The organism is Streptomyces sp. NRRL F-525 (genome assembly GCF_000716605.1).
Taxonomy (GTDB): domain Bacteria; phylum Actinomycetota; class Actinomycetes; order Streptomycetales; family Streptomycetaceae; genus Streptomyces.
The window spans coordinates 142,571-164,863 of record NZ_JNXE01000021.1; the positions used below are offsets into that span (position 1 = coordinate 142,571).

The window sequence follows — 22,293 nt, forward strand, 5'->3', positions numbered from 1 at the left end:
CGCCGGGAACACCAGCTGTCAGCCCTCACGACACCACGCTTTGAAGGTCAGTAACGGTTGTCCCGCAATCTCTGGCTGGTTGTTCCAGACGGCGCCTTATGGTGCGGCGGCCGACATGCTTGTTGGGTTGGGAGGCGTAGTTGCCTGGCCCGGGATGTCCAGCCATGCGCCGATGCGGGTGACTGCGTCTTCCACGGTGGCGCGCGGGGCGCCGGAGGCTTCGAGCGAGGTACGGGCCACGGCGGCGAGTTGGGGGTCGGTGAGGGCGAGCGCCGTGCGGGCTGTTTCGTACTCCTGCAGCAGACCCGGACCGAACAGGAGAGGGTCGTCGGCGTTGAGGGTGCACCGGACGCCTGCTTGCAGGAGCCGCGCCAGGGGATGCGCAGCCAGGGATGTGACGACCCCGAGGGCGACGTTGGAGGTGGGGCAGACGTCGAGGACTGTGCCTTCCGCGGCCAGGCGGGCAAGAAGTGCCGGGTCTTCGACTGCCCGTACGCCGTGGGCGATCCGTCGGGCGCCGAGGACGTCGAGTGCGGCGCGCACGCCGGCCGGACCGGCGAATTCCCCTGCGTGCGGGGCGGGAATCAGCCCGGCATCGCGGGCGATGGCGAACGCCTCAGCGAACGGCTCAGGGGGGTGGCGGGCCTCATCTCCGGCCAGGCCGAAGCCGACCACCCCATTGTCTGATCGTCTAGCCGCCAGGCGGGCGGCCTCGACCGCTTCCGACGGGTCCGCGTTGCGCCGGGCGAACACCAGGATGCCGAAGCCGACGCCCAGCTGCGCGCCCGCGCGGCGGCCCTCGTCGATCACCGCGTCCAGGACGTCGAGCGCGGCGTCCGGATCGTCCTCATAGGTCAGGGGGTTCAGGTGCGGCTCGATCCATACCGCTCCGTCCGCGGCGGCGTCCTCGACCACCTCGCGTACCAGCCGCAGAAGATTCCTGCGCGGGCCCTCGCGCACCATCCCGGCAGCGGCGCCGTACAAGGCACCGAAGTCCTCGAACGAGGTGAAGCCGCCTGCATCTGGCGGTCGTTCGCCACGCGCGCCTGCCAGCTCCGCGAGCGTGGCGGGACGCATCGCACCTTCGAGATGCAGATGGAGGTGGGCCTTCGGCAGATGGTCCAGGCTTCGCATGGCGCCTCACTCTATGGCTACCCTCTTGGCGGCCGTTGGGAGATGCAGCCATCACTGCGTGGCTGATGTGATCACGGCGTCGGTGCCGTCATGGACAGAGCCCTTCACGGGTCTGACCCCGCGCTGCTTCGCCAAGCTGGTAGCCGAGGTTCGACGCGAGCAGGCTGCGGATCAACGGCGCGGGCGTCCCTGGAGTCTGCCGCTGGAGGACCGTGTTCTGCTGGTGACGGCGTACTGGCGCACGAACTTGACGATGCGACAGCCGGCTCCGCTGTTCGGAATTTCGAAGTCGGCCGCAGACCGGATCATCTGCGTGTTTCGGCCGAGCCGGGCCAGCAGATCGTCCAGGTCGGTGGTGGTGGTGAACTTCCACTGGAACGGCTGTGCCGTGGCGCTGTAGCGGTCTTCGAAGGCTCGGAGCCGGTCCCGGACCTGGGTCAGGTCTGTTAAGACGTTGGGCGAGACGACCGTGTCTTCGGCCCCTCATGCGGGCCGATCGTGCGCACGGTCAACGCCCACGGCAGCCGTCTGCGGATCGCTGCTTCCCCGGCAGGAGCCGCGTTTCCCGTTCGGCTGCCCCTCACCGGTTGACGGCCTTCGTGGTGGCCTCGATGCGTGCGGTGCTGATCGTCATGGGTGTTCCGGTCACGGCGATGAGGTATATGCGCCGCTGTCCGCCTGGCAGTGCGCGGTGGCCGCCGGCCGGTCGTACGACGTACACGGCCGTGCTGTGCGGGGCGAGGGTGGTGGGGCCCGAGGTGATGGTCCACCAGTTGGAGGCGCCCTGGCCGAGGCGGCTGGCGAAGTGCGGGGTGAGGGCGGTGCCGGTGGTGTTGGCCGCGCGTACCGTGACGGAGGTGACGGAGGGGTGGGACCGGCCGGTGAGGTGAGGGGTGAGGGTCATGCGCAGGGGCGGCGGGCTGGCGGCGGCGATGCAGGCGCACAGCAGTGCCGGGGTCACCAGCACCATCGCGACGGCGGCCTTCGCGGGGCGGCCGGTGAGGCGGGGGATACGGGGCTGCCACGCATGGGCCAGGGCCGAGGAGGGGACCGTCGCGGCGGCGGCCAGCCACAGCGGGGTCATCATCAGGAAGTAGCCGTCCTGGGAACGGGTGGCGAGGTAGAAGGACAGCCAGGGCAGCACGGTCAGCGCCGTTCCCAGACGGCGGGCGAACAGCAGGGTCGCGGCGAGCAGGCCGACGAGGAGCAGTTCGCTGGCGTAGGAGTAGTAGTCGAGGCGGCTGCTGCCGTCGGTGAAGTAGTAGGAGATGCCCATCAGGCCCTGGCCGTGCAGGATCGCCTTCTGGGTGAGGGGCAGCAGCAGTCCGTGCAGCCAGGCGGAGAAGCCCTGGGCGGCGAAGTAGGCGTTGACGCCTGCCCACGTCAGCGCCGCTACTCCGGCGAAACGGGCCACCACGGCAGCTGTCGGACGGGCCCCGAGTTCGCCGCGCCGTACCGCGTAGAGACCGATCAGGAGGAACGGGGCGAAGAACCAGGCCAGTTGCTGGGCGGCGCAGGCGGCACCCAGGCACACGGCCCGCAGCACCCCGCTCCGTTCCAGGCGTCCGCCTGCTCCGGTGGTCGGCCAGTAGACCGTCACCGGGATCAGCAGGGCCAGGGCGACGATCGCCGGGTAGCCGGAGCGGGCGTAGCCGGGGAGGATGCCGAAGCCGAGGCACACGGCGGTGGCCGCCGATCGCCAGGGGGCGGGCAGCAGTAGCCACAGGGTGACCGTTCCGGCGATCAGCGCCCCCGTGGTGACCAGGGTGGCGGCTGCCGAGGTGTGCAGCAGGGCGTGGACCGGTGCGGCGAGCAGGGCGGTCAGCGGTGGATAGCCGTAGGTGTAGTCGGCCGAGCCGGACATCGTCTTGGTCAGGCCGGAATGGGACGTGCCGAACAGCCATGGCCAGGGCTGTCCGTAGACGGGGCGGCCGTGCGCGATCTGGTTCGCGGCCTGCGCGGTCAGTACGCCCTCGTCGGTACCGGCGTGGTTCAGCCAGTAACCGCAGACCACCAGGACCACCGCGAGGACGAGAACTCCGGCGTCCACCCGGACCAGGGCGCGCCGGCCTCGTACGGCGAGTGCGAGTACCCCGCACACGAGGATCCCGGCGTAACAGACGGAGATGACCGCGGCGACGGGCGGATCGGAGAGCATCGCCTGGGTCCAGGCCGAGCGGGTGCCGATGAACAGGCTGATCGTGCCGATCAGCGCCATGCCCCGATGCCACTGCTGGGGGCTGTCCGCGCCGTCGGAAGCCCGCGGTCGGCCTGCGGCGGGTGGGCGTGCGTAGCGCCGCCAGCCTCCGGTGTCGACGGTATGGGCGGCCATGTCCACCTTCTCCATACTGATCTACTACATCATGTAGAAGGAAGATTGGCGCTCTGAATTCGTCCGGATGAGGTGAGAGGGCCATAAGAAATTGGTCCGGTGTTCAGGGGTGCCGGCCCGCTCACGGATTTGATCTTCAGGGGCTTCGTTGCGCCACCCGGGCTTGCTCTCCCGGTCCGCGAGCGTTTCTCCGTCTTGGGGAAACCCATGCCTGCTTGGTGAAGACCCGACCGCTCATTCCGGGCGTGTTCACACATGTGCCGTTTCCGGTACACAAGGCGGGCCTCTGATGAGCCCGGCACCCGTAGCCCGCCCCGAACACCCGGGAGAAACCAGATGTCCAGACGCTATGTCAGGCCCGCAGCCCTCCTCGCCGCGACCGGAGTTCTCACCGGGGTGACCGCCGCCCAGCCCGCCGCGTTCGCCGCCTCCCACCACCCGGCCGCCACCCGACACGTCCTGCTGGTCTCCGTCGACGGGCTGCACCAGTCGGACCTGGTCTGGTACATCGCCCGGCACCCGAACTCCGCCCTGGCCCGGCTGGTCGGCGGCGGCGTGGAGTACACCCACGCCCGCACCACCACGCCGTCCGACTCCTTCCCCGGCATGGTCGCCCAGGCGACCGGCGGCAGCCCCGGCACCACGGGCGTCTACTACGACGACACCTACAACGCCGCGCTCCTCCCGGCGGGCACCACCAGCTGCAAGGGCGTCAAGCCCGGAGTCGAGGTGGACCTCACCGAGGACCTCGACAAGAACCAGACCTCCATCGACGCCGGCCAGGGCCTCGCGGGGTTGCCGGACAGCATCCTGTCGATGACGGGCCACCCGCAGAGCCTGATCAACGCGTCGAAGCTGCCCGTCGACCCGAAGACCTGCAAGCCGGTCTACCCGCACTCCTACCTCAAGGTGAACACGATCTTCGAGGTGGCCCGCCAGGCCGGTCTGCGCACCGCATGGTCGGACAAGCACGCCGCCTACGAGATCCTCAACGGCCCCTCCGGCACCGGCGTTCAGGACCTGTTCACCCCGGAGATCAACAGCGACGCCCTCGGCTACGCCGCCGGCAACGACTGGACCACGGACAACAAGGCCACCGAGCAGTACGACGGCTACAAGGTGAAGGCCGTCCTCAACGAGATCGACGGCTACGACCACAGCGGCACCCACAAGGTCGGCACCCCGGCGATCTTCGGCCTCAACTTCCAGTCGGTCTCCACCGCGCAGAAGCTGCCCGCCTCGGACGGCCTCACCGGCGGCTACACATCCAAGAACGTCCCGGGCCCGCTGCTGGTGAAGAACCTCGACTTCGTCAACACGGAGATCGGCGCCCTGACCGCCGAGATCGCCAGGCGGCACCTCTCCGGCAGCACCACCGTCATCCTCTCCGCCAAGCACGGCCAGTCGCCCACCGACCCCGCCGCGCTCACCCGCGTCGACGACGGCCCGCTCCTTGACGGCCTCAACGCCGCCTGGAAGAAGCTCCACCCCGGCGCCGCCGACCTGGTTACACACGCCGTGGACGACGACGCCATGCTGCTGTGGCTCTCCGACCGCTCCGCGGCCGCCACCGCGTTCGCCAAGAAGTACCTGCTCGCGCAGAACGGCACCGGCACCGACATCAACAAGGCGCCCACGGACTACACCCACAGCGGGCTCAGCAAGGTCTACGCCGGCAAGGCCGCGGCCGACTACTTCCATGTCAAGCCCGGCGACGCCCGGGTCCCTGACCTCTTCGGAGTCGCGCAGTACGGCGTCGTCTACACCGGCGGCACCAAGAAGATCGCCGAGCACGGCGGCGGCCACTCCGACGACCTCGCCGTTCCCCTCGTCGTGTCCGGCGCCTCTGTCCCGGACGGCGTGCGCGACTCCGCGAGCGTGCAGACCAAGCAGATCGCACCGACGATCCTGAGCCTGCTCGGTCTTGACCCCCGCTCCCTGCAGGCCGTACGCGAGGAACACACCGCGGTACTGCCGGTCCGCTGAGTCGTTCGGTCGGGAAAGCCGGATGGCCGTCCAACTGGCAATCAGCTGGGCGGCCTCGGGCATGGAGCGGGCTCAGCCGTTCGGTCCGGCCCGAGTCGTGGTCGTCTTGAAGCCCTCGGTCTTGTTGGCCTGGATGGCGAAGTCGTTGGTGAACGTCCTGCTGAGGTTCGCTGTCCCCTTCACGTTGCCGACCGGCTTCTCCGTCGCCGGAGAGGTCTTCGGGCCGTCGGCCGGCATGAGACCGTCCGGGAGGAACTGGCCCCTGCCCTCGTTCAGGGCCGTGATGCAGTCGGCCTTGGTCACCAGCTGGTTGGACACGAACGACCCCGGGAGCTTGTTCGCGATGTCGGCCGCGCTGTGCGTGCTGGTCCAGTGCACGGTGGCGACGAGTGCGTCGACGACCTTCTGCACCGTGGCCTTGTGCGCGTTCACCCAGTCGGTGCGGGCGAGCACGCTGGCGGCGGGATAGGCGCCGCCCATCGCCGCCGTGGCGCCGTCCGTGGTGGCCAGGTCGATCGCGGACGTGCCGACGCCCTTCCTCTGTTCAGGAACACGCTGTCGAAGCGCTTGGCCCCGTGCCCGACCACCAGCCACAGGACGGAGGCCAGGGGCAGCACCACGGCGGCGAATGCGGCAGCGGCCATGCCGCAGGCGGCTCGGTCGCGTATCCGCCGTCCCGACCTGGTGCCCGCCATGGGCACTAGGGTCAGCACGTGGCTTTCATCATGGTGTGCGAAGACGACGCGGCGGTCCGCGGCATCCTCAAGCGCGCCCTGGAGCACGACGGCCACACCGTCTCCGTCGCCGCCACGGCCGACAGCCTGCTGCGGCAGCTCGCACCGGCGCCCCAGCTGGTCGTCCTGGATCTCGGGTTGCCGGACGCCGACGGTCGCGATGTCTGCCTGGCCCTGCGGGCTCGCGGCGTCGACGTGCCGGTGTTGATGCTCACCGCCTTGGACGGACTGCATCACAAGGTGGGCGGCTTCGAGGCCGGCGCCGACGACTACATGACCAAACCCTTCGACATCCCGGAACTGCTGGTCCGTGTCAGGGCGCTGCTGCGCCGGGCCACCGTGGCGTCCGCACCGCACGAGGTCGTCCTCGATCCGGCGAAGCACGTGGTGACCTACGATGCGGTGAGCATGAGCCTGACCCCGACCGAGTTCCGGCTACTGGGCCGCCTGATCGCCTCGCAGGGCGATGCGGTACGCCGCCACGCCCTCGTCGCCGCCGGCTGGCCGCACGGGGCCCAGGTCAGCGACAACACCCTCGACTCCTATGTGCGCCGGCTGCGGACCAAGCTCGGTCCGCTGGGTGTGGCCGAGCGTCTGGCGACCGTCCGCGGCGTGGGCTACCGATGGCAGTGACGGGATTTCGCCAAAGGGTCGTCGCGCTCACCGTGCTGATCGCCACCGCCGTGGTCGCGATCCTGGTGGTGGTTTCGCACGTGCTGCTGAGCAGGGTGACGGATGCCGACGCGCATGATCTGGCCCGTACGCGCGCCGAGGCGGTCGCGGCGAACGTCGGCGTCAAGGGCGGCCGTGTCGTGCTCACGGAGAACGGCAGCGAGGCGCTGGACGAGGTCGCCTGGGTGTATGCCGATGGCCGTCTTGTCGACGGGGACGTGCCGCCGAGCCTGGTCGGGCGCGTCGAGGAGCTGGCGGACTCGGGGCGATCGCAGACCGCGACCGTCGGCGACTACCTCCTGTTCGCGCGGCCGGTTCCGACCGGCGGCCACCACGTCATGGTGATCGTCCGGGTGGACCTCACGCCCTACGAGACGTCCGAGCAGCGCAGCCTGACGTTGTCGCTGATTCTTGGCGGCCTGACGATCCTCCTCGCCGGCGGTGTCGCGCACCTCGTGGTGCACCGCGCGCTGCGCGTCGTGCACGAGATGGCCGCCCTCGCCGACGACTGGGGCCATCACGAGCCCGGGCGCCGTTTCAACCTCGGAGCCCCCCGTGACGAGTTCGGGGAACTGGGACAGACCCTGGATCGCCTCCTGGAGCGGGTTGACAACGCGCTGGCGGACGAGCGCCGGCTCACCGACGAGATCGCCCACGAGCTGCGGACACCGCTCACGGTCCTGCGAGGCGAGGCGCAGCTGGCGCAGCTGTCCGGCGAGCAGGTGGTGCCGGAGGTGGTGCTGAGCGAGGTCGACCGCCTCAATGCGGCGATCACGACGCTCTTGCGCGCAGCGCGCGCACGGACGGACGAGGGGACCCGGTGTGATCTGCGCTCCGCCACGCGGCAGGCGATCGGCGGCCGCGCGGTCGAGGTCGCCTTCCCGGCGAAGGTCGAGGTGGCTTTGGCGCCCGACGTCGCTGTGTCGCTGCTGTCACCCCTGCTGGAGAACAGCCTGCGGCATGCGAAGTCCCGTGTGTGGATCACCGCGCGCAGCCAGGGCGAGGCCATCGTGGTAGATGTCCTGGACGACGGCCCAGGGTTCGATCCCGCTGAGGTCGACCGGGTCTTCGAAGCGGGCGTGACCGGCGGCGGCGGGTACGGGCTGGGGCTGCCGGTGGTCCGGCGTATCGCTGCCTCGGCCGGTGTGGAGGTCCGGGCGATCGCGGACGGCCGCGGTCACGTCCAGGTGACACTCCCGGCCGCGAAGGCGGCGACGTAGTCAGGTTGCTTGCAGGTTCCCTCCGTAAGGCTCCCTGCATGACAACGACAACGGAAGCACGCCCACGCAGCGGGCGCCTCATGCTCAACAAGGTCCCCGAGGTCACCGTCTGGTTCTGGGTGATCAAGATCCTGTGCACCACCGTGGGTGAGAGCTTCGCCGACTGGATCAACATGAAGCTGGGCGTCGGCCTGGTGAACACGGCCTGGATCTTCACCGCGGTGTTCGTCGTGGTCCTGGCCGTCCAGATGCGGCTCAAGCGGTATGTGCCGTTCCCGTACTGGCTGACCGTGGTCGTTGTCAGTGTCACGGGCACCCTGTACACCGACATCCTCACCGACCAGCTCAATGTGCCGCTGTGGATCAGCTCCGCCGTGTTCTCGGTTCTGCTCGCCGTGGTCTTCGGCGTGTGGTGGCTGCGGGAGCGCACCCTCTCGATCCACTCGGTCACGACGCTTCCGCGTGAGTCGTTCTACTGGCTCGCGGTTCTCGTCACCTTCGCGCTCGGCACCGCGACCGGGGACTGGACCCTGGAGCTCACCGGCTGGAGCCCGGGCGCCTCGGTGATGCTGCCGCTCGGCCTCATCGCGGCGATCACGCTGCTGTGGAAGTTCGGCGCGAACCCGGTGCTGTCCTTCTGGCTCGCCTACATCCTGACCCGCCCGCTGGGCGCGAACATCGGCGACTGGCTCGCCTCCCCGAAGGTCGCTCAGCCTGGCGAGCCGACGGGTCTCGCGTTGGGCACCTTCACCACCAGCCTGATCTTCCTCGGCCTGATCCTGGCCACCGTGGCCTACCTGACGGTGACACGCTCGGACGTGACCGAGACCTACGAGGCCGCCCATGCCACCCACGCCACCGGCGACCTGCGAAAGGAGCGCGTCGGTCTGGCCGGCTTCGGACTGCTCGCCGTCGCCACCATGGGCCTGCTGATCTGGGCCCACAGCCAGCCGCACACCGGCCCGGCGCCGGAGGCCGACAACACCTCCGCCGTCCAGATGGCTCCCGGTCAGGCGGTGAAGAAGTTCCCGCCCGCCAAGGTCGCCGCGCTGAAGAACCTCGCCTCCACCTCGCTCAAGGACGCACGCTCGGGGAACGCGAAGGGAGCGCACGCGGCCGCCCAGTCGCTGCGTGACCTGTGGGACGCCGACCAGGCATCGCTGCAGCCGCTGGATGACACCGGCTGGACCTCCATCGACGCCCAGATGGACAAGGTGCTGGGGACCTTCGGCATCGACCACTCGAATCCGCCGATGCCGCCTGCGCAGCAGGAGAAGGAACTGAACGCCCTCCTGACGGACATGGGCTGACAGACCCCCTGGGCCCGGCGACGTGCCGAGTGTGCGGGGCCGCGCAGAGAACCGCGCCGCCTCGGCACCCGCCGCCGAGCTGTGGTCAGTGCAGGCGGCTGCCTGTGTCAGCCCGGGCATGTCCGCGGACTCACGTGGGCGGTCGAAGCCGGCGTCTCAACGGCTTCGGCCGCCCGCTGTTCCTCCAAGCTGATCGAGGACAAGGCGCTTCATGAAAGGCGGTGTCCGATCCGCGCGCCGTGCCGATGGTCAGCGCGCTGTCGGCCTAACGCAGCTTCCGCCGCAGCCGGGTCAGGTACTGGTCCAGTGTGTTGTCACTGACCTGGGTATCCTCCGGTCAGCCCGCCGCGACCAGTTCGCGGCGCCGAACGACGCTCCCGCCCGCGGCCACGAGTGCGGCCAGCAGCCGGAACTCCGTGGGGGACAGGGCGACGGCCGTGCCGTGCACGGTGACGCGGTGGCCGACCGCGTCCAGAGTCAGGTCCCCGACCGCGATCGCCGCGGCCGGCGTAACCCGCTTCACCGACGCGCGCAGCCGGGCGGTGAGTTCGGCCAGACGGAAGGGCTTGGCCAGGTAGTCGTCACCGCCTGCCGAGAACCCCGACAGCCGGTCCGCGAGCTGTTGCCGGGCGGTCAGGAAGATGGCCGGGGCCAGGAAGCCGTTGGTGCGCAGCGCCTGGCATACGTCCCGACCGTCCGCGTCGGGCAGCCCGATGTCCAGGACAACCGCCGCGATGTCGCCGGTGGCCAGCCGCAGGGCGGTGGCACCGTCGGCGGCGAGGACGGGCTCGAAGCCCTCCTCGTACAGCCCACGGCGCAGCAAGTCCAGCAGCACGTGATCGTCCTCAACGACCAATATCTTGTGACGCATGGTCTCCCTTAGGTGCTCCGGCCGGGCGGATCGTGTCCGAGATGAGTGATTCGGGCGGCCAGTGGGCCATGGCCGACGGACACGCCGCGAGGCGGCCGGCGACGAGTCGCAGCGGCATCGCTCCGGGTGGAGCGCGCCAGAGTCACCGTGGTGCCGTGCCCCAGGGGGAGCGCCCATCTGCTGACGGCGCCCCTTTCCCTTGGACCACCTGACGTAGGTGAACGGGCCAATACGGGTGACTACAAGGGTGTAGACGTTCGTCGCACTGTAGACGATCGGCGAGTGGGAGGCGTTCCCGGGCTTGTGCGCCCTCACCTTCTCGGCGCGGAGGTTCTCGACCCCGGTGGCCAGCTCGCGGAGCTGGATCAGGTCATCGGTGGCGACGGTGCTACTGCGCGACATCGCGTCGAAGGCGTTGATCGCACCGTCAAGGAGGGCGTCCAGCTCTTCGTCGTTGAGGGCGGTGATGTCCTCGGGAAGCGAGAACTCTTCCATGGGGTCGGTATCCAAAAGATCGATCTTGGAGACCCGGCCCAAAACCAGCCGAAGGTTTCGCGCCCGACGGGAGGCGGTGCGAGGTCAGCCGTGACCTTCACACCCTCAGCATCGGAGACGCGGAAATCCTGCTGCGCCTTCTGCCGGACACGGTGGCCTGGCGCGCCGACTGCTGCAACACCGGATGGTGCTCCAGCAAGCACGAGCATGTTCCCGCAGAACGCCGATGGACTGTCGCCATGCACGTCGATCGGGCCGCCGGACTCTCCGAGGGACTCCTCCACGAAGCCGATTCGCGGGGCCGCATGATCCAGGAGGTGATCTTGCGCGGGCTGGGAATATCGGCCCGGACGGTTCGGCTGTGCCTGCGCGAAGGGCGGCGAGGTGCTTGCGGGACAGGCTGAACAGGACGCGCCGAAGCCCACGAAGGGCTTCGCCGGCTCCCTCCGCCAAAACCTCGTCGCCGTCACCGCTGGCCTCACCCTCCCCTGGAGCTCCGGCGGCGTAGAAGGCCACGTGAACCGGGTGAAAACACCCAAGAGAGCAATGTACGGCCGAGCTTCGTTCGAACTCCTCCGGGCCCGCATCCTCACTCAGCTTGAGGGGTAGACACGAAGCGCATGTCACCTGCCTGACCGCAGGCGCGGTGCACAAGCGCAACGGGGGTGGAGGATGCGGCGCGTGGTCAATCTGCGAACCGTTGAGCAGAAGTTACTGCTACTCGCTCTCTTGTTCGTTACTGGCGGGTCGATCGTCGCAAACCTCTTTGCATGGGACGTGAAGTGGCAGATACCGCTCATCTACGCGGTCCTCTATGTTCTGCTATCGATCGCTGTTGAGATCCGCGATCGGCAGGCACCTTCGGTGTCCACGCACTACCGCACCAGCGACGAGTTCTTCTTGTCGTTCGCACGTCTCGTGCGCACGGCTGAGCGCCATATCTACACAAGCTACGTGCGCAATACACCGCCGCCGAGCTTCCAATCCCCGGCGGCGCAGCAGTACTTCAGGACCGCGGCCGATTGGACACGGCGTAACCCCGGCGCGTCGTTCCACCGCATCATCGGTGTACCGGCCCAGGAGCCCGGCATGAGTGCCATGCGCCTGTGGCTACGAGAGCACTATGAAGAGATGCACGGCCTGGCCAACTATCACGCCCGCGTGGTGACGACCAACAGCGGCGTCGACGCGGTGAATATGGCGATCATCGACGACGCAGCGGTTCTGCTGTTGCTAACCGCGGACGGATCGTTCATGAGCGGACCAGCCTGGAGACGGCTGAAGCCGTCAATTCCTTCAGGGACTACTACAGGTCCTGGTGGAACTCAGGAGAGCCGCTGGAAAACTACGCGCAGCGAACCGGCCTCATGGCCTCCAACGACTGAGCTTCACGGAACTGCGGACAGAGCCACTTTTCAGCCGTCGCCGACGACGTCTGTCGTCGACTGGCTGTTCTGCCGTGGACGAGGGGTACCGGGTGGCTGGGGCAGATCTGCGCTGTGTGCGGGGCGGAGGGTGCGGCCGGAGGGAGGCGGGCGAGGCGGGCGTCTATTGCAGGCATAGTCTGGATGTCTTCGGCGAGGGATCTGCAGCGCCTACAGGGGGAAGAACAGGTGGAGCGCACCATCGGTGTCGATCTGGCGGTGGGGGCGCGGTCCACAGCGACTGCGGAGATCCGCTGGAGCCCGGACGGGGCAGAAGCGATGACTCCGACGGTCGGGTGCGGGGACGAGGATCTGCTGGAGCTGTTTTCAGGTCTCGTGCCGGGCGAGCGCGCGGGGGTTGACTGCCCGTTTGGCTGGCCGGCGGCGTTTGTCGAAGCCGTGGCGGCGCACGCGGGTCACCAGCCGTGGCCGGGGCGGACGGGTCGGGCAGAGCACTACGCCCGGCTGCGGCTGCGGACGACTGACCGGGTCGCGGATGCGGTGGTCCGGCCCCTGGTCGGGCGCGTTCCGCTCTCCGTGTCGATGGACAAACTGGGGGCGACCGCAGCGCGCTGGGCCTACCTCGCCGACCAACTTGCCCTTGGAGGCCGCCCCGTTGACCGGACCGGCGCAGGACCGGTGGTAGAGGTGTATCCGGCCGGCGCCCGGGCCGTATGGCGCCTGGGGGGTACGCGCTCCACAGAGGCACTGCTCGAGGCAGCGCCATGGCTGCGGTTCGAACCCGGTGCCCGGCAGGTATACGAGAAGAACAAACACGCCTTCGATGCGCTGATCGCCGCCCTTGTGGCCCGGGCCGCAGCCCTGGGTCTGACCTCTGGGCCCCAGGGCGAACGTGAGGACCGGGCCGCCGCCGTGGAGGGTTGGATGCACCTTCCCGTACCCGACAGCTTGATCAGGCTCGACCCATCAGCCCCCTGATCACCTGCTCTTGATGTCCTATCTCGTTCGCCCTTGCCGGCGAGCAGCGGCAGCACGCGGAGACCCCTCACCATCGAACAGGCTCCCAAGGAGGTCGGCGTCGCCACCGCGACTCAAGACAGCCCCCCTCATGGCAGCCGGTCTATCGCCTTGCCTGCTCGGTCGGAACCCGAAGGCTCCGGCAGATCGCCCCTCACGTCGCTGCGTCGATCACCTTTGCGAGGTACTGGTCGAAGAGGTCTGCCTTGTAGAGGAGTCCGCTGTATTTGACGGGGATCCGGTATCCGTTGACTTCGGCGGTGGGTGTGCCGGGTCCGGCGTGCCCGTTGTAGTGCCCGGCGGCGGCGAATACTTTTTCGGCGGAGTCGACGAAGGCCTGGTACTTCATGGACTTCACGGCGCTGTCGAAGGAGGGGTTCCGCAGCCCTTTCACCTTGCTGGCCAGTTGCAGCAGGCGCGCGGTGGTGAAGCCGTCCACCTCTTCGGAGGGCTGGTTCTGGTAGAGGACGGTGTGGTACTCGGCGAACTTCCCGCTCGCCAGTGCCGCGCGCAGGGCGTTGACCGCCTTCTTCGACCCGTTTCCGCCCAGCCGCGGGTCCAGGAATGATGCCATCGTGTACTCGACCTTGACCTTGTGCCGCAGGACCCATTTGGTCAGGACCGGGCCGCCGCCCGTGGTCTCGAATTCCCCGCAGTACGGGCAGCGCGGGTCTTCGTAGAGGTGCACGGTCACCCGCGCCTGGGGGTCGCCCACCAGAATGCCGGTGCCGTCCGATTCCACCTGCTCGGGCACGTCGCCCAGCCCGGGGTAGTCGGCCTTGGCCGCCGTTGGTTGCCCGCTGTCGGGCGCGGCGACCGGGTGCCGGGACCCGCAGCTCACCAGTGCCGCACCGAGTATGCCTGTCAGTACGGCTGCTGTCAGCCGTCTACTTCCGCGATTCAACCGCATGATGCCCCCCCTGTGGTCTTGGAGTGGGAGGGTAGGCCATCCGCTATGGGACTGAGACTGCGGGGTTCGGTTCTGCCGTCCCGCTCCACTGGTGCCTGCGGATGCCGGCCTGTTCCGGTGGCCGGCAGCAGTTCGACGGCGCCGGGAGAGCTGACGACGGTCGAGCGGGAAGAGGGCCGGCCCGGCGCGCGGGTCCCCTCCTGCTGTGGCCGCCGCCGGTGCTTACTGCGGCTGTTGGGTTCCGAGGTGGCGTACGGCCGGGTGTGTTCTGTCAGCCGCATGATCACTGTGGTGCGTCCGCGGTCGGCGAGTTCGCGCTGTGCCTCGCGCATGTTGAGGATCTTGTCCATGGTGTGGGTCTCGGTGCAGGGGCCGAGGTCGACCTCCGCGTCGAGCAGGGCCTGCTCCACGCCGCCTACGCGTCCTGGTGCAGCACCGGCGAGGGCCCGTACCCGAGCTTTCACGACTGGCGTCCGGCAGGAAGTCGGCCTCGCGTCACCCGCCGAGGTGATCAAATCGAACGGCCGCAAGTACTACCCCAACCTCGCCCTGCTGGATGCCCCGTCATGACCCAACTCCCGTGCTACTGCGGCGAACTGTCGCACATCGGTCAGGCCACCAGGGGCGCGGCAGTGCCTACCCACCCGCATCCGCCCGACTTGCCATGGGGTCGCAGGGCCACATCCGGCAGCGGGCGGCTCACTACACCACAAGGCGGGCCCTCATCAGGCCCCGCAGACGAAGGAGGGGCTACGGCCGTGACATCACTACTGACCGAGGGCGATCTCACCCACGAAGAACACGTCGTGTGGCTGGAAGACCCCGAACACCTCGACTAGGTCCGCCAGGCCCTCGGCAAGACAGGGCGCCGCAACACCAACCCCCTCTCTACGCGCGCGATGGCCGGATGGTCGGGTACGCCCTCCTCGACGACCAGGCCGCAGGTGTCGACGACGATGTGGCGCTTGCGGGCGTTGATATTCTTCGCGGCGTCGTAGCCGAGGCTGGCTTTGCCGACCGTCTCTCAGCTCCGTTGCCACCAGCGTCGGTGAGTTCTCCGGGCGGCGCGTTCGACAGGGCTCACAGTTTGCCAGTAGGTGAGGTTCTCGCGGCTGCTGAGGGTTTGAGGGTGGTCGGGTCCCAGTACTCGCTCGTAGTCTTGAACGAGTTGGGCGAATGAAGCGCTGAGTCACAAGACCTGAAACGGTGACCTGCGAAGTCCGGGACTAGTTCAGAGAAGTCACCAAACCAAGCTGATGGCACCTGACCAGATAGTTCGGGGCATGGCACGACCTCCGTGACTACCCCGAGCACGATCAGCCTATGAGTCCTCTGGACCTGTGGCATCTGGGCACGCAGGTCGTCGCCCACTGTTGGGTCGTACTGCTGCCTGAGCTGATCACAAGCACAGGGCGCAGCCTCCGGGATGGCGGCCGTCGTTCAGCCAGCGTGCGTCTGGTCCATGTGCAGTTCCGAGGAAGTCGGGAAGTTGTTCCAGTTGGCGGCCCCGATCGCGGCCGCCGGGGCAACCGCTGACCGCGCCGGATCGTCCTCCGTGTGTGTCCCACACAAATTCCGACCCGTCCCCGGCTACGCCTACTGATCTTTTCGGGCTGTTGTCGGGTACTGATCCCCGCGGTAGGCCGGTGGTTGCGGTACGAGCATGAGTACGTCACGCTCGGCGTAGGCGGCGGCGATGCGCCGGGTCCGGGCCGATGCGTTGACCTCGACGTGCGCGCCTCGGAAGGGGTGCGTGAGGACTTCGTGCGCCACGTCCTCCGCCGCGTGCGGCGGGCGGACTGACAGGACGAAGTCGCTTGCGGCCAGGGCGGATTCGAGGGGCCCGGCGGCCTCCAGGTCTGCCTCCTGGGCCCGTTGGAGGCTGGCGTGGCCGCGGCCGGTGGGGACGTACAACGCCCGGGCTCCCTAACGGGGCGCCTGGCCGCCGACTTTCGCGCCCGTGGCGCCGGGATGCAGAAGCGCCAACGTGGTCATGGGCCTCACGTTAGGCCGGGGCCGTCACCGGGCCCGGCGCGCGGTGCCGCCAACCAAGCCCGGGCCATGACTTCCCCTCCGTCGGTCCTGTCCTACTGAAACATTCAACAAAGGGATCTTCGCGACCGGCAAAGGTTCTACCCGCATAGATGATCCCGGTGCTGTCATGCTCACGACCGCCCGGAATTCCTGCCGGGCACCGCTCCGGGAGATCCCCCCATGCCCCGAATATCCCGCTCCCTGGTCACCGCCCTCTCCTCCCTCGCCCTCGCTGGCGCCGGCCTCACCGTCGCAGTCGGCACCGCCCACGCGCAGAGCTGCAGCCAGGACTACCTCCCCCTCCCCGACCCCACCTGCCAGCCCGGTGCCTTCAACCCGGACGTCACCCAGTCCACCATCGACTCCACGATCTGCGTCTCCGGGTGGACCGCGACCGTCCGGCCCTCCAGCTCGTACACCACCGCGCTGAAGAAGACGCAGATCGTCGAGTACGGCTACACCGACACCAGCACCTCGGACTACGAGGAGGACCACTTCGTCCCCCTCGAACTCGGCGGTGCCCCCAAGAGCGAACTCAACCTCTGGCCCGAGCCGGAGTACGGCACCAAGACCGCTGCCAACAAGGACACCGTCGAGAACAAACTCAAGAAGGCAGTCTGCGCCGGCACCGTCACCCTCGCCGACGCCCAGGACGCGATCGTCACCGACTGGACGACCGCACTGGCCGACCTCGGCCTGAGCTGATCCCGTCCGCTCGACGTAGGGGTCGGTCTCCTCCTCCGGGAGTAGCCGGCCCCTCTCGGCTCCCTCTCGCGAGGCAGACCAAGTGCCTCCGCACGGGCCATGTTCTTGAGCATCGCGAGGACGAGTGCGGGGCACAGGAGAGGGGCACAGGAGCTACTGAGCTCGTCGGATTGTTGTCCGGTGCTGGGTGAGGGTGAGTCCGGTGCCGACAAGGCAGCCGTAGATGAGGTCGGGCCGGAGCTGGATATGACGCAGGCCCCGGCGCAGAGTGCGTTCAAGATGCTCGTCGTCGGTGAAGGCCGTGTTGGCCAGCGGGCCGCGCCGTAACAGCGATGAGATGCCCTCCACCGGATGCAAGTCCGGTGCATAGGAGGGTAGTTGCACGATGGTGAGCCAGTCATGCGCGGCCGCGTACTCACGCATCCCGACGGCCGGGTGGACATTGAGATTGTCTCAGATCAAGACGATGGGCGCGCCGAGTTGGATGTGGGCGCGGACGACCAGGTCGCGGTAGTCGCGCCAGGCGAAGCTGTCGCGTCCGGTTCCCTTGTACTTGCGGCGACGGCACGGCCGGTAGATCAGCCGGGACGCGTCGCCCTGCCGGTAACAGCACATGGCGGCGATCGACCAGCGGCGCCAGGACCGGCCCCGCACCCGCACCCGCACCCGCACCACGGGCGTATGCCCACGCCGGCCCCAGGTGCGGGCCCGTGGCGGAGTCGTCGAGAACCCGGCCTCGTCCTCGAAGACGACAAGGGCCCCGAGCGCCGCCGCAGTCATTCCGCCTGCGGCCACACATCCTTCTTCCACAGTTCGACCGCATGCTCGTCGCGTTCCATGGCCCGGCGCGCGGGAGACTGCCAGGACCAGCCGTGGCGGTGCAGCAGCCGCCATACCGCCGCCATCGAACAGTCGATCCGGAACCTGAAGGCGATCAGGACTCTGATCCGTGCCAGGGTCCACCGCTGGTCCTCCCAGGCGTGCTCGGCGGGCCCGAGGGCCAACTCCTTCTCCAACTCTGCGAACTGGTCGTCGGACAGCTTGGGCAGTTTCGGCGGCCCTGCGGTGGCAAGGGCATCCATCCCGCCTTCCCGCCGGGCACGCCGCTAGCGTTCCACCGACCGCTCACTCACCCGCAGATCCCTCGCAATCACCGCGGTCCTCTCGCCGCGTGTGAACCGTTCGCCTGCCTCGTATCGGAGCCGCTCACGAAACTGTCGCCGCTCGGCGGTCAACCCGCCGCCCTGCGCGTACCGCATACCACCGGCCTACCGCAGGGATCAGCACCCGACAACAACCCGAAATGATCAGTAACCGGTGGGCCGGGGTGGTGCGACCTCGTGGAATCGGCCGCTGCGGATCAGTGCCCACGGGATGTTGAGTCTGCGTCGGGCGAGGGCGGTCACGGCCTGGGTATGCCGTGTGCCCTCGGCGCGCTTGCGGTCGTAAAACGTCATGGAGTTGGGGTCGTGGCGCACGCTCGTCAGGGCGGACATGGAGAGGACGCGCTGGAGACCCCGATGACAGTGGTGTGGCCGTGCAGGTTGCCGTTCCGGTTCCCGAAATCGTGCGGTACCGGGGCCAGATTGGCGAACGCTGCGAGCCCGTCCGGGCTGGTGGAGTCCGCCAGGTCGTTGCCCACCGCGGCGATGAACCCGGCACCCAGCGGCGGATCGATGCCGGGCATGCTGGCCACGATCTCGGCCAGCTCGTGCGTCCGGAAGCGGGCCTCGAAGCTGCGCGGGCATGAGTTCACCGACACTCAGACGAAGGTGTTGGAGAACCACTTGGAGAAGATCCGCGCGACGGCCGACTGGATCGCGACCGCGGCCGCGACCGGGCAGGTCGACCTTGATGAACAGCTCGCCCAGCTGCTGCGGGGCCAGTAGCCATGGGGGCGGGTCTGCCCGCCCGTGTCCGCGGCCAGACGGTATGCAGGAAGCGAAGCCGGCGGGGCTGACGCTCGTGCAGTTGTGCCGGGCGACCAAGCGCACGCCGTCGCAGGTCCGGGCGGGCCTGAGGTTCCTGCGGAAGGTCGCGGTCAAGGAGGGACTGTCGCCGGTGACCTAGAGCAGGCGGGACGGCTTTCAGATGTCGGAGGAGAGCGAGTTCTGGATCTCCTCCGAGCGGGCGATTTTCCAGGCGGAGCTGCACCGGGTCACCAACTTCATCACCGGGATCATCGCCCCGCACGCCAAGAGGGCCGCCAGCGATTAATGGATCCGCCTGGTCCTGGACCAGCTCGGCGGCGTCAAGGCCACCCTGGAAGTCCTCACCCGCGCCGCAACGTCGTCGATGCCACCGCTACGTCAACGACAATGGGTGCAAGTGGAGGGCTGTTCCTGTCGACTTCGGGATCCCTTGGCGCACTGTCTACGGGTTCTTCCAGCGATGGCGGGCGAGCGCGGACCTGGCCCGCATCCATGCCGAGCTGCACGAACGAGTCCGCGTCCACGACGGCCTGGATCCCCGCATCGTCGCGGTGATCCAGGACTCCCGGTCCGTCAAAGGTGCCGAGACCGTGCGCCAAGCCACCCGCGGAATCGACGGCGGGAGGCTGATCAACGGCCGTAAGCGGCACCTGGCCGCGGCCATGCGCGGGATGGCTCTGGACGTCATGGTCACCAAGGCCTCGCCGCACGACAGCATCCCCGCCCGTGACCAGCTGTTCCGCCTGCGCCTGACGCATCCCGAACTCGCCGTCGCCGGGCTGACTCCGCCTACGGCTGAACCCTCGTGGGCCGGTCCCACTTCTTCCTCGGCATCACCCTCAAAACGATGCCCTGCCGCAAGGACCAGGACGGATTCGCCCTGCTGGCCAAGCGGTGGCGTGTCAAGCGGGCGATCTCGTGGATTATGAGAGCCCGGAGAAACGTCCGCGACTACGAGCGGCTCATCTCCCATAGCGAGGCCCACATTACGTGGACCTTCATCACTCTTATGGTCCGCCGGCTCACCCGGCCTTCCTACCCACCCCGTACGTCACCGCACCCTGTCGAGCCTGTGAAAGCGGCTGGCAAGCCCAAGCCCATACGCCTCCGGATGCAGCGGCCGCAGGCGATTGGACTTGCCCCTACCGCCTGCGCTGATCGGTGAGCAAGCTGGGCACATCCCATCCGTCAGTAGTGGTGACAACCTTCGGAAGCTGTTCGTTCGGCACCGTCCGACCGCCCTCCCGCGCATGGAACTGAGCGGACCGGCTTGGATGCGAACGCGGCGGGGTGGTGGACGCGGCGATCGGCGCGCTGGTCTCCGTGAGGCGCCCCCCTGCGGTGTATGTGACCGGGGACGCCAAGCAGATCATCAGGCGCACGGCCCTGGGATCAGCTGGTACGCGGTGGCGCGCATCGCCCGGTGTGCCCTTGAGCGGCGACATGCGCCAAACATGAGAGTGGGCAAAGCAACGGCAAGCCGCTTCGTCCGGTTCAGAGTGGGGTAGCCGTGAACGTCCAGGGGAACGACTACTCCGGCGATGCAGTTGCACACCCCTGCCATGATCCGGAGGACGGTGCGAACGAACACGGTGACCGGCTGACCCGGATCGCTGCACAGTCGCCACACACGGGGCAGCCGCTCACGCACCATCCCTAGGCGCTTTTCGGGGCACCGATTGTGCGAACGCGCAAAGAGCGAGGAGCTCGGCGTAAGGCGTCGCGGAACAGGCCAGACACGCGGTCAAGCAATTGACCCCCGTCGGGTACGAGACCATCACGACCCCACCTGCGGCTCTGGCTGCATAAACCCCGCTGTCACCAGTTCATGCAGCAGTCCCCGTCTCTCGGCGTCGGCTGGTCGGTGGTGGGGTGGCGGCGCCGTTCAGGCAGCGATCGAGGAGCGCGTGCATGCGGGGGACGGCGAGGGACGGGTTGGCCGCGGCTCCCTCCGCGGTGCGGGGGTCCGCGAGGAGGGCCTCCAGGACTTCGGGCGTCAGGATCGGGTTGGCGGCGGCTGCCCGGCGCACCGCCTCGTCGGGGTCTTCGATCGGGGGTTCGGGCAGGGTGGGATCGGCTGCGGCCAGGGCGCGTACCTCGGGATCCGAGTGACCGATGAGGTGGGTCCGGCCGGTGCGCGGGAAGCCGGGCAGCGTCAGCAGGTGCGAACGGTGGTCCGGGCGGGTGACGAAGACGTCCAGGAGGAGGTGCGGCGGAGCCAGCGGGTGGCGGCACGCCAGCCGGATCCGGACCTCCTCGTCGTCGTCATGCGCGAGTGCCCCGACAAGTGCGGCGGGCAGGCGGGTCCAGCTCGCCGCAACCCGTCGGAGCACCGGTTCCCCGGACACCGCGCAGGCGGCGAACCAGTCGGGTGACGGCACGGTGGCCGGGTCGGGGTCCGGCTCGGTGATCGGGCAGATGCAGCCAGGACCGTGCGCGATGACCCGGTCGATCACGTCGTACTCGGCCCAGGTGCGGGGGAAGGAGTGGAGGCGTGCGCGCATCCGCACGTCCTCGTCCAAGTCCTCCCTCAGCTCCGCCACCAGGTCCGGTCCCAGGCCGGGCCGGGCGGCGACCATCTCGCGGACCTTCGCCTCGGGATGCCGGGCGAGCCGGGCGACGGCGTCGGCCGGAGTGTGGGGGTTCCGGGCCAGGGGGTGCACCGTGTCGTCCGCGAAGCACTGCTCGACGAGCGCGGGCGACAGGGCGCATCTGCCGAGCACGAACGGCCTGCTGCGCGGACGGATGGACGGCAGCTTGGCCTCCACCCGTTCCGGGTCCAGCTCCCAGTTCCTGTCCTTCGCCGCTTCACGGACCGCGGGGTCCGGATCGTCGAGCAGCCCCGCCCGCTGCGCCAGGGTGAGCGACTCCCACCGCCAAGTGGCCTGTATGCGGAGTGCGGGGTCCTCGTGCCCGGCCATGGAGCGGAAGAAGGACAGCGGGATCTGCCGGGACGAGTCGAGCTCCGAGATGATCTCGTGCGCGGTGACCTTGCCGTCCTCGCCCCCGTCCTGGGCGGTCAGGAAGGTGAGGAGGATGTCGTCCGGCAGCGGTCGGACCCAGAGGGGCCAGGGGCGGAGGTGGGGGTTGGCGAGCCGCGCGCGGACGAGTCCCGAGGTGTCCGTTGCCAAGGGGGCGAGTCGCGAAGGGTCTACGTGCTGGTTGCGGGCGAGCGCGCCGCGGATCCGCCACTCCGGGTGGCACAGGGCTGCGTCGATGACGGCGTCGGGCAGGTCGCGATCCTTGCACATCAGCAGGCCGACCTCGCCGGCCGCTTGATCCAGCAGGCGTATCAGTACGTCGGAGGGCGCCGCCGGATTGAAGGCGACGCCGCGCAGCCAGAGTTCACGCAGAGAGTCGGACACCGCGTCATCCTGCCACCCCTTGCGCCCCGGACCGGGCCACGAGGCGACCACATCGAGGGCTCCCTCCGCACCCTTCGGTACAGACAGCGGACGGCGAGTTCCTCGTCCTGGGTGGAGATGCCGGCCGGGTCGCGGCCGTCCTGGAAGTCGTCGAAGTAGCCTGCGGCTGAGCCGAGTTGGCGGTACTCGGCG

21 protein-coding genes and 4 pseudogenes are annotated in these 22,293 nt (G+C 68.7%); 14 read left to right on the top strand and 11 right to left on the bottom strand.

Annotated elements, in window-relative coordinates; genetic code table 11:
- Positions 1 to 96 precede the first annotated feature (96 nt).
- Entirely contained in the window at positions 97 to 1,134 is a 1,038-nt protein-coding gene (gene add, locus OO69_RS28180; protein ID WP_033283594.1) for an adenosine deaminase, read from the bottom strand.
- Positions 1,135 to 1,192: 58 nt separating this feature from the next.
- Between add and OO69_RS28185 the strand changes: the two are divergent.
- Positions 1,193 to 1,444: pseudogene (locus tag OO69_RS28185) on the top strand (helix-turn-helix domain-containing protein); the annotation flags it as partial.
- Between the two features lie 270 nt (positions 1,445 to 1,714).
- On the opposite strand, the gene OO69_RS28190 reads toward OO69_RS28185, so the two are convergent.
- Positions 1,715 to 3,466, bottom strand: a complete 1,752-nt coding sequence (locus OO69_RS28190) for a hypothetical protein (RefSeq protein WP_234444552.1) — start codon at positions 3,464 to 3,466, stop codon at positions 1,715 to 1,717.
- A 336-nt stretch (positions 3,467 to 3,802) separates the two neighbouring features.
- Between OO69_RS28190 and OO69_RS28195 the strand changes: the two genes are divergently transcribed.
- Positions 3,803 to 5,452 (top strand): alkaline phosphatase family protein, encoded by a 1,650-nt coding sequence (locus tag OO69_RS28195; RefSeq protein WP_033283596.1) that lies wholly within the window; start codon positions 3,803 to 3,805, stop codon positions 5,450 to 5,452.
- Positions 5,453 to 5,524: 72 nt separating this feature from the next.
- Here the strand turns inward: OO69_RS28195 and OO69_RS28200 are convergent, their stop codons facing one another.
- Positions 5,525 to 6,046 (bottom strand): hypothetical protein, encoded by a 522-nt coding sequence (locus OO69_RS28200; protein WP_158713428.1) that lies wholly within the window; start codon positions 6,044 to 6,046, stop codon positions 5,525 to 5,527.
- A 119-nt stretch (positions 6,047 to 6,165) separates the two neighbouring features.
- On the opposite strand from OO69_RS28200, the gene OO69_RS28205 reads away from it, so the two are divergent.
- From OO69_RS28205 to OO69_RS28215, 3 genes are read left to right on the top strand one after another with little or no spacing between them, the layout of a single operon-like run.
- Complete coding sequence (locus OO69_RS28205; RefSeq protein WP_019065258.1) at positions 6,166 to 6,819, top strand: response regulator transcription factor; 654 nt, start codon at positions 6,166 to 6,168, stop codon at positions 6,817 to 6,819.
- Positions 6,810 to 8,078: a sensor histidine kinase gene (locus OO69_RS28210; protein WP_033283597.1), complete on the top strand. Its 1,269-nt coding sequence runs from the start codon at positions 6,810 to 6,812 to the stop codon at positions 8,076 to 8,078. Before OO69_RS28205 ends, OO69_RS28210 begins: the two co-directional genes overlap by 10 nt.
- A gap of 38 nt (positions 8,079 to 8,116) precedes the next feature.
- Entirely contained in the window at positions 8,117 to 9,388 is a 1,272-nt protein-coding gene (locus tag OO69_RS28215; RefSeq protein WP_033283598.1) for a hypothetical protein, read from the top strand.
- Positions 9,389 to 9,653: 265 nt separating this feature from the next.
- Here the strand turns inward: OO69_RS28215 and OO69_RS48940 are convergent.
- Positions 9,654 to 10,259, bottom strand: a pseudogene (locus tag OO69_RS48940) (response regulator transcription factor).
- A gap of 1,176 nt (positions 10,260 to 11,435) precedes the next feature.
- Between OO69_RS48940 and OO69_RS52020 the strand changes: the two are divergent.
- Entirely contained in the window at positions 11,436 to 12,317 is an 882-nt protein-coding gene (locus OO69_RS52020) for a hypothetical protein (protein WP_158713429.1), read from the top strand.
- 50 nt (positions 12,318 to 12,367) lie between these two features.
- A complete protein-coding gene (locus OO69_RS28225) occupies positions 12,368 to 13,117 on the top strand; it encodes a DUF429 domain-containing protein (protein WP_033283599.1) in 750 nt (249 codons plus the stop codon).
- A 193-nt stretch (positions 13,118 to 13,310) separates the two neighbouring features.
- Here OO69_RS28225 and OO69_RS28230 read toward each other — a convergent pair whose 3' ends face one another.
- The gene (locus tag OO69_RS28230) at positions 13,311 to 14,066 is read right to left on the bottom strand and encodes a DsbA family protein (RefSeq protein WP_033283600.1); all 756 of its coding nucleotides are present in this window, start codon (positions 14,064 to 14,066) and stop codon (positions 13,311 to 13,313) included.
- Positions 14,057 to 14,476 (bottom strand): hypothetical protein, encoded by a 420-nt coding sequence (locus OO69_RS52025; protein WP_033283601.1) that lies wholly within the window; start codon positions 14,474 to 14,476, stop codon positions 14,057 to 14,059. Before OO69_RS52025 ends, OO69_RS28230 begins: the two co-directional genes overlap by 10 nt.
- On the opposite strand from OO69_RS52025, the pseudogene OO69_RS53110 reads away from it, so the two are divergent.
- Both OO69_RS53110 and OO69_RS53910 read left to right on the top strand, forming a co-directional pair.
- Positions 14,447 to 14,636 (top strand): annotated as a pseudogene (locus tag OO69_RS53110) (DNA primase); the annotation flags it as partial. The gene OO69_RS52025 and the pseudogene OO69_RS53110 sit on opposite strands and share 30 nt — an antisense overlap.
- 337 nt (positions 14,637 to 14,973) lie before the next feature.
- The gene (locus OO69_RS53910) at positions 14,974 to 15,246 is read left to right on the top strand and encodes a hypothetical protein (protein WP_078652596.1); all 273 of its coding nucleotides are present in this window, start codon (positions 14,974 to 14,976) and stop codon (positions 15,244 to 15,246) included.
- 416 nt (positions 15,247 to 15,662) lie between these two features.
- On the opposite strand, the gene OO69_RS48950 is transcribed toward OO69_RS53910, so the two are convergent.
- Complete coding sequence (locus tag OO69_RS48950) at positions 15,663 to 15,980, bottom strand: hypothetical protein (RefSeq protein WP_051801249.1); 318 nt, start codon at positions 15,978 to 15,980, stop codon at positions 15,663 to 15,665.
- Between the two features lie 300 nt (positions 15,981 to 16,280).
- Between OO69_RS48950 and OO69_RS28250 the strand changes: the two genes are divergently transcribed.
- Positions 16,281 to 16,805, top strand: coding sequence for a hypothetical protein (locus OO69_RS28250; protein ID WP_033283602.1), 525 nt, complete (start codon positions 16,281 to 16,283; stop codon positions 16,803 to 16,805).
- Positions 16,806 to 16,958: 153 nt separating this feature from the next.
- Here the strand turns inward: OO69_RS28250 and OO69_RS53915 are convergent.
- The 3 genes and pseudogenes from OO69_RS53915 to OO69_RS53920 all read right to left on the bottom strand — a co-directional run bounded on the left by OO69_RS53915 (position 16,959) and on the right by OO69_RS53920 (position 18,492).
- Positions 16,959 to 18,064, bottom strand: a pseudogene (locus OO69_RS53915) (IS630 family transposase).
- Positions 18,065 to 18,112: 48 nt separating this feature from the next.
- Complete coding sequence (locus tag OO69_RS49560; protein ID WP_158713431.1) at positions 18,113 to 18,262, bottom strand: hypothetical protein; 150 nt, start codon at positions 18,260 to 18,262, stop codon at positions 18,113 to 18,115.
- Between the two features lie 26 nt (positions 18,263 to 18,288).
- Positions 18,289 to 18,492: a transposase gene (locus OO69_RS53920; RefSeq protein ID WP_051801251.1), complete on the bottom strand. Its 204-nt coding sequence runs from the start codon at positions 18,490 to 18,492 to the stop codon at positions 18,289 to 18,291.
- Between OO69_RS53920 and OO69_RS49570 the strand changes: the two genes are divergently transcribed.
- The 4 genes from OO69_RS49570 to OO69_RS53925 all read left to right on the top strand — a co-directional run bounded on the left by OO69_RS49570 (position 18,491) and on the right by OO69_RS53925 (position 19,665).
- Positions 18,491 to 18,694 carry a DUF6192 family protein gene (locus OO69_RS49570; protein WP_051801252.1) on the top strand — a complete coding sequence of 68 codons (204 nt, stop codon included), beginning with the start codon at positions 18,491 to 18,493 and terminating at the stop codon, positions 18,692 to 18,694. The two genes, OO69_RS53920 and OO69_RS49570, sit on opposite strands and share 2 nt — an antisense overlap.
- A 43-nt stretch (positions 18,695 to 18,737) precedes the next feature.
- On the top strand, positions 18,738 to 18,875 hold the full coding sequence (locus tag OO69_RS52035) for a hypothetical protein (RefSeq protein WP_158713432.1): 138 nt from the start codon (positions 18,738 to 18,740) through the stop codon (positions 18,873 to 18,875).
- A gap of 21 nt (positions 18,876 to 18,896) precedes the next feature.
- On the top strand, positions 18,897 to 19,022 hold the full coding sequence (locus OO69_RS53575; RefSeq protein ID WP_267885216.1) for a hypothetical protein: 126 nt from the start codon (positions 18,897 to 18,899) through the stop codon (positions 19,020 to 19,022).
- A gap of 139 nt (positions 19,023 to 19,161) precedes the next feature.
- Entirely contained in the window at positions 19,162 to 19,665 is a 504-nt protein-coding gene (locus OO69_RS53925) for a transposase (protein ID WP_420707913.1), read from the top strand.
- 897 nt (positions 19,666 to 20,562) lie between these two features.
- Here OO69_RS53925 and OO69_RS28280 read toward each other — a convergent pair.
- Entirely contained in the window at positions 20,563 to 22,101 is a 1,539-nt protein-coding gene (locus tag OO69_RS28280; protein WP_033283643.1) for a hypothetical protein, read from the bottom strand.
- Between the last annotated feature and the right edge of the window lie 192 nt (positions 22,102 to 22,293).

What these genes read in the sequence shown, in the direction of transcription:
- OO69_RS28190 (WP_234444552.1), bottom strand. Translation starts at nt 3,466, where the DNA reads ATGGCCGCCCATACCGTCGACACCGGAGGCTGGCGGCGCTACGCACGC.
- OO69_RS28250 (WP_033283602.1), top strand. Translation starts at nt 16,281, where the DNA reads ATGCCCCGAATATCCCGCTCCCTGGTCACCGCCCTCTCCTCCCTCGCC.
- OO69_RS28195 (WP_033283596.1), top strand. Translation starts at nt 3,803, where the DNA reads ATGTCCAGACGCTATGTCAGGCCCGCAGCCCTCCTCGCCGCGACCGGA.
- OO69_RS28230 (WP_033283600.1), bottom strand. Translation starts at nt 14,066, where the DNA reads ATGCGGTTGAATCGCGGAAGTAGACGGCTGACAGCAGCCGTACTGACA.
- OO69_RS49570 (WP_051801252.1), top strand. Translation starts at nt 18,491, where the DNA reads ATGCTGGCCACGATCTCGGCCAGCTCGTGCGTCCGGAAGCGGGCCTCG.
- OO69_RS28210 (WP_033283597.1), top strand. Translation starts at nt 6,810, where the DNA reads ATGGCAGTGACGGGATTTCGCCAAAGGGTCGTCGCGCTCACCGTGCTG.
- OO69_RS53575 (WP_267885216.1), top strand. Translation starts at nt 18,897, where the DNA reads ATGTCGGAGGAGAGCGAGTTCTGGATCTCCTCCGAGCGGGCGATTTTC.
- OO69_RS52035 (WP_158713432.1), top strand. Translation starts at nt 18,738, where the DNA reads ATGCAGGAAGCGAAGCCGGCGGGGCTGACGCTCGTGCAGTTGTGCCGG.
- OO69_RS28215 (WP_033283598.1), top strand. Translation starts at nt 8,117, where the DNA reads ATGACAACGACAACGGAAGCACGCCCACGCAGCGGGCGCCTCATGCTC.
- OO69_RS49560 (WP_158713431.1), bottom strand. Translation starts at nt 18,262, where the DNA reads ATGACGTTTTACGACCGCAAGCGCGCCGAGGGCACACGGCATACCCAG.
- add (WP_033283594.1), bottom strand. Translation starts at nt 1,134, where the DNA reads ATGCGAAGCCTGGACCATCTGCCGAAGGCCCACCTCCATCTGCATCTC.
- OO69_RS53920 (WP_051801251.1), bottom strand. Translation starts at nt 18,492, where the DNA reads ATGCCCGGCATCGATCCGCCGCTGGGTGCCGGGTTCATCGCCGCGGTG.
- OO69_RS53910 (WP_078652596.1), top strand. Translation starts at nt 14,974, where the DNA reads ATGGTCGGGTACGCCCTCCTCGACGACCAGGCCGCAGGTGTCGACGAC.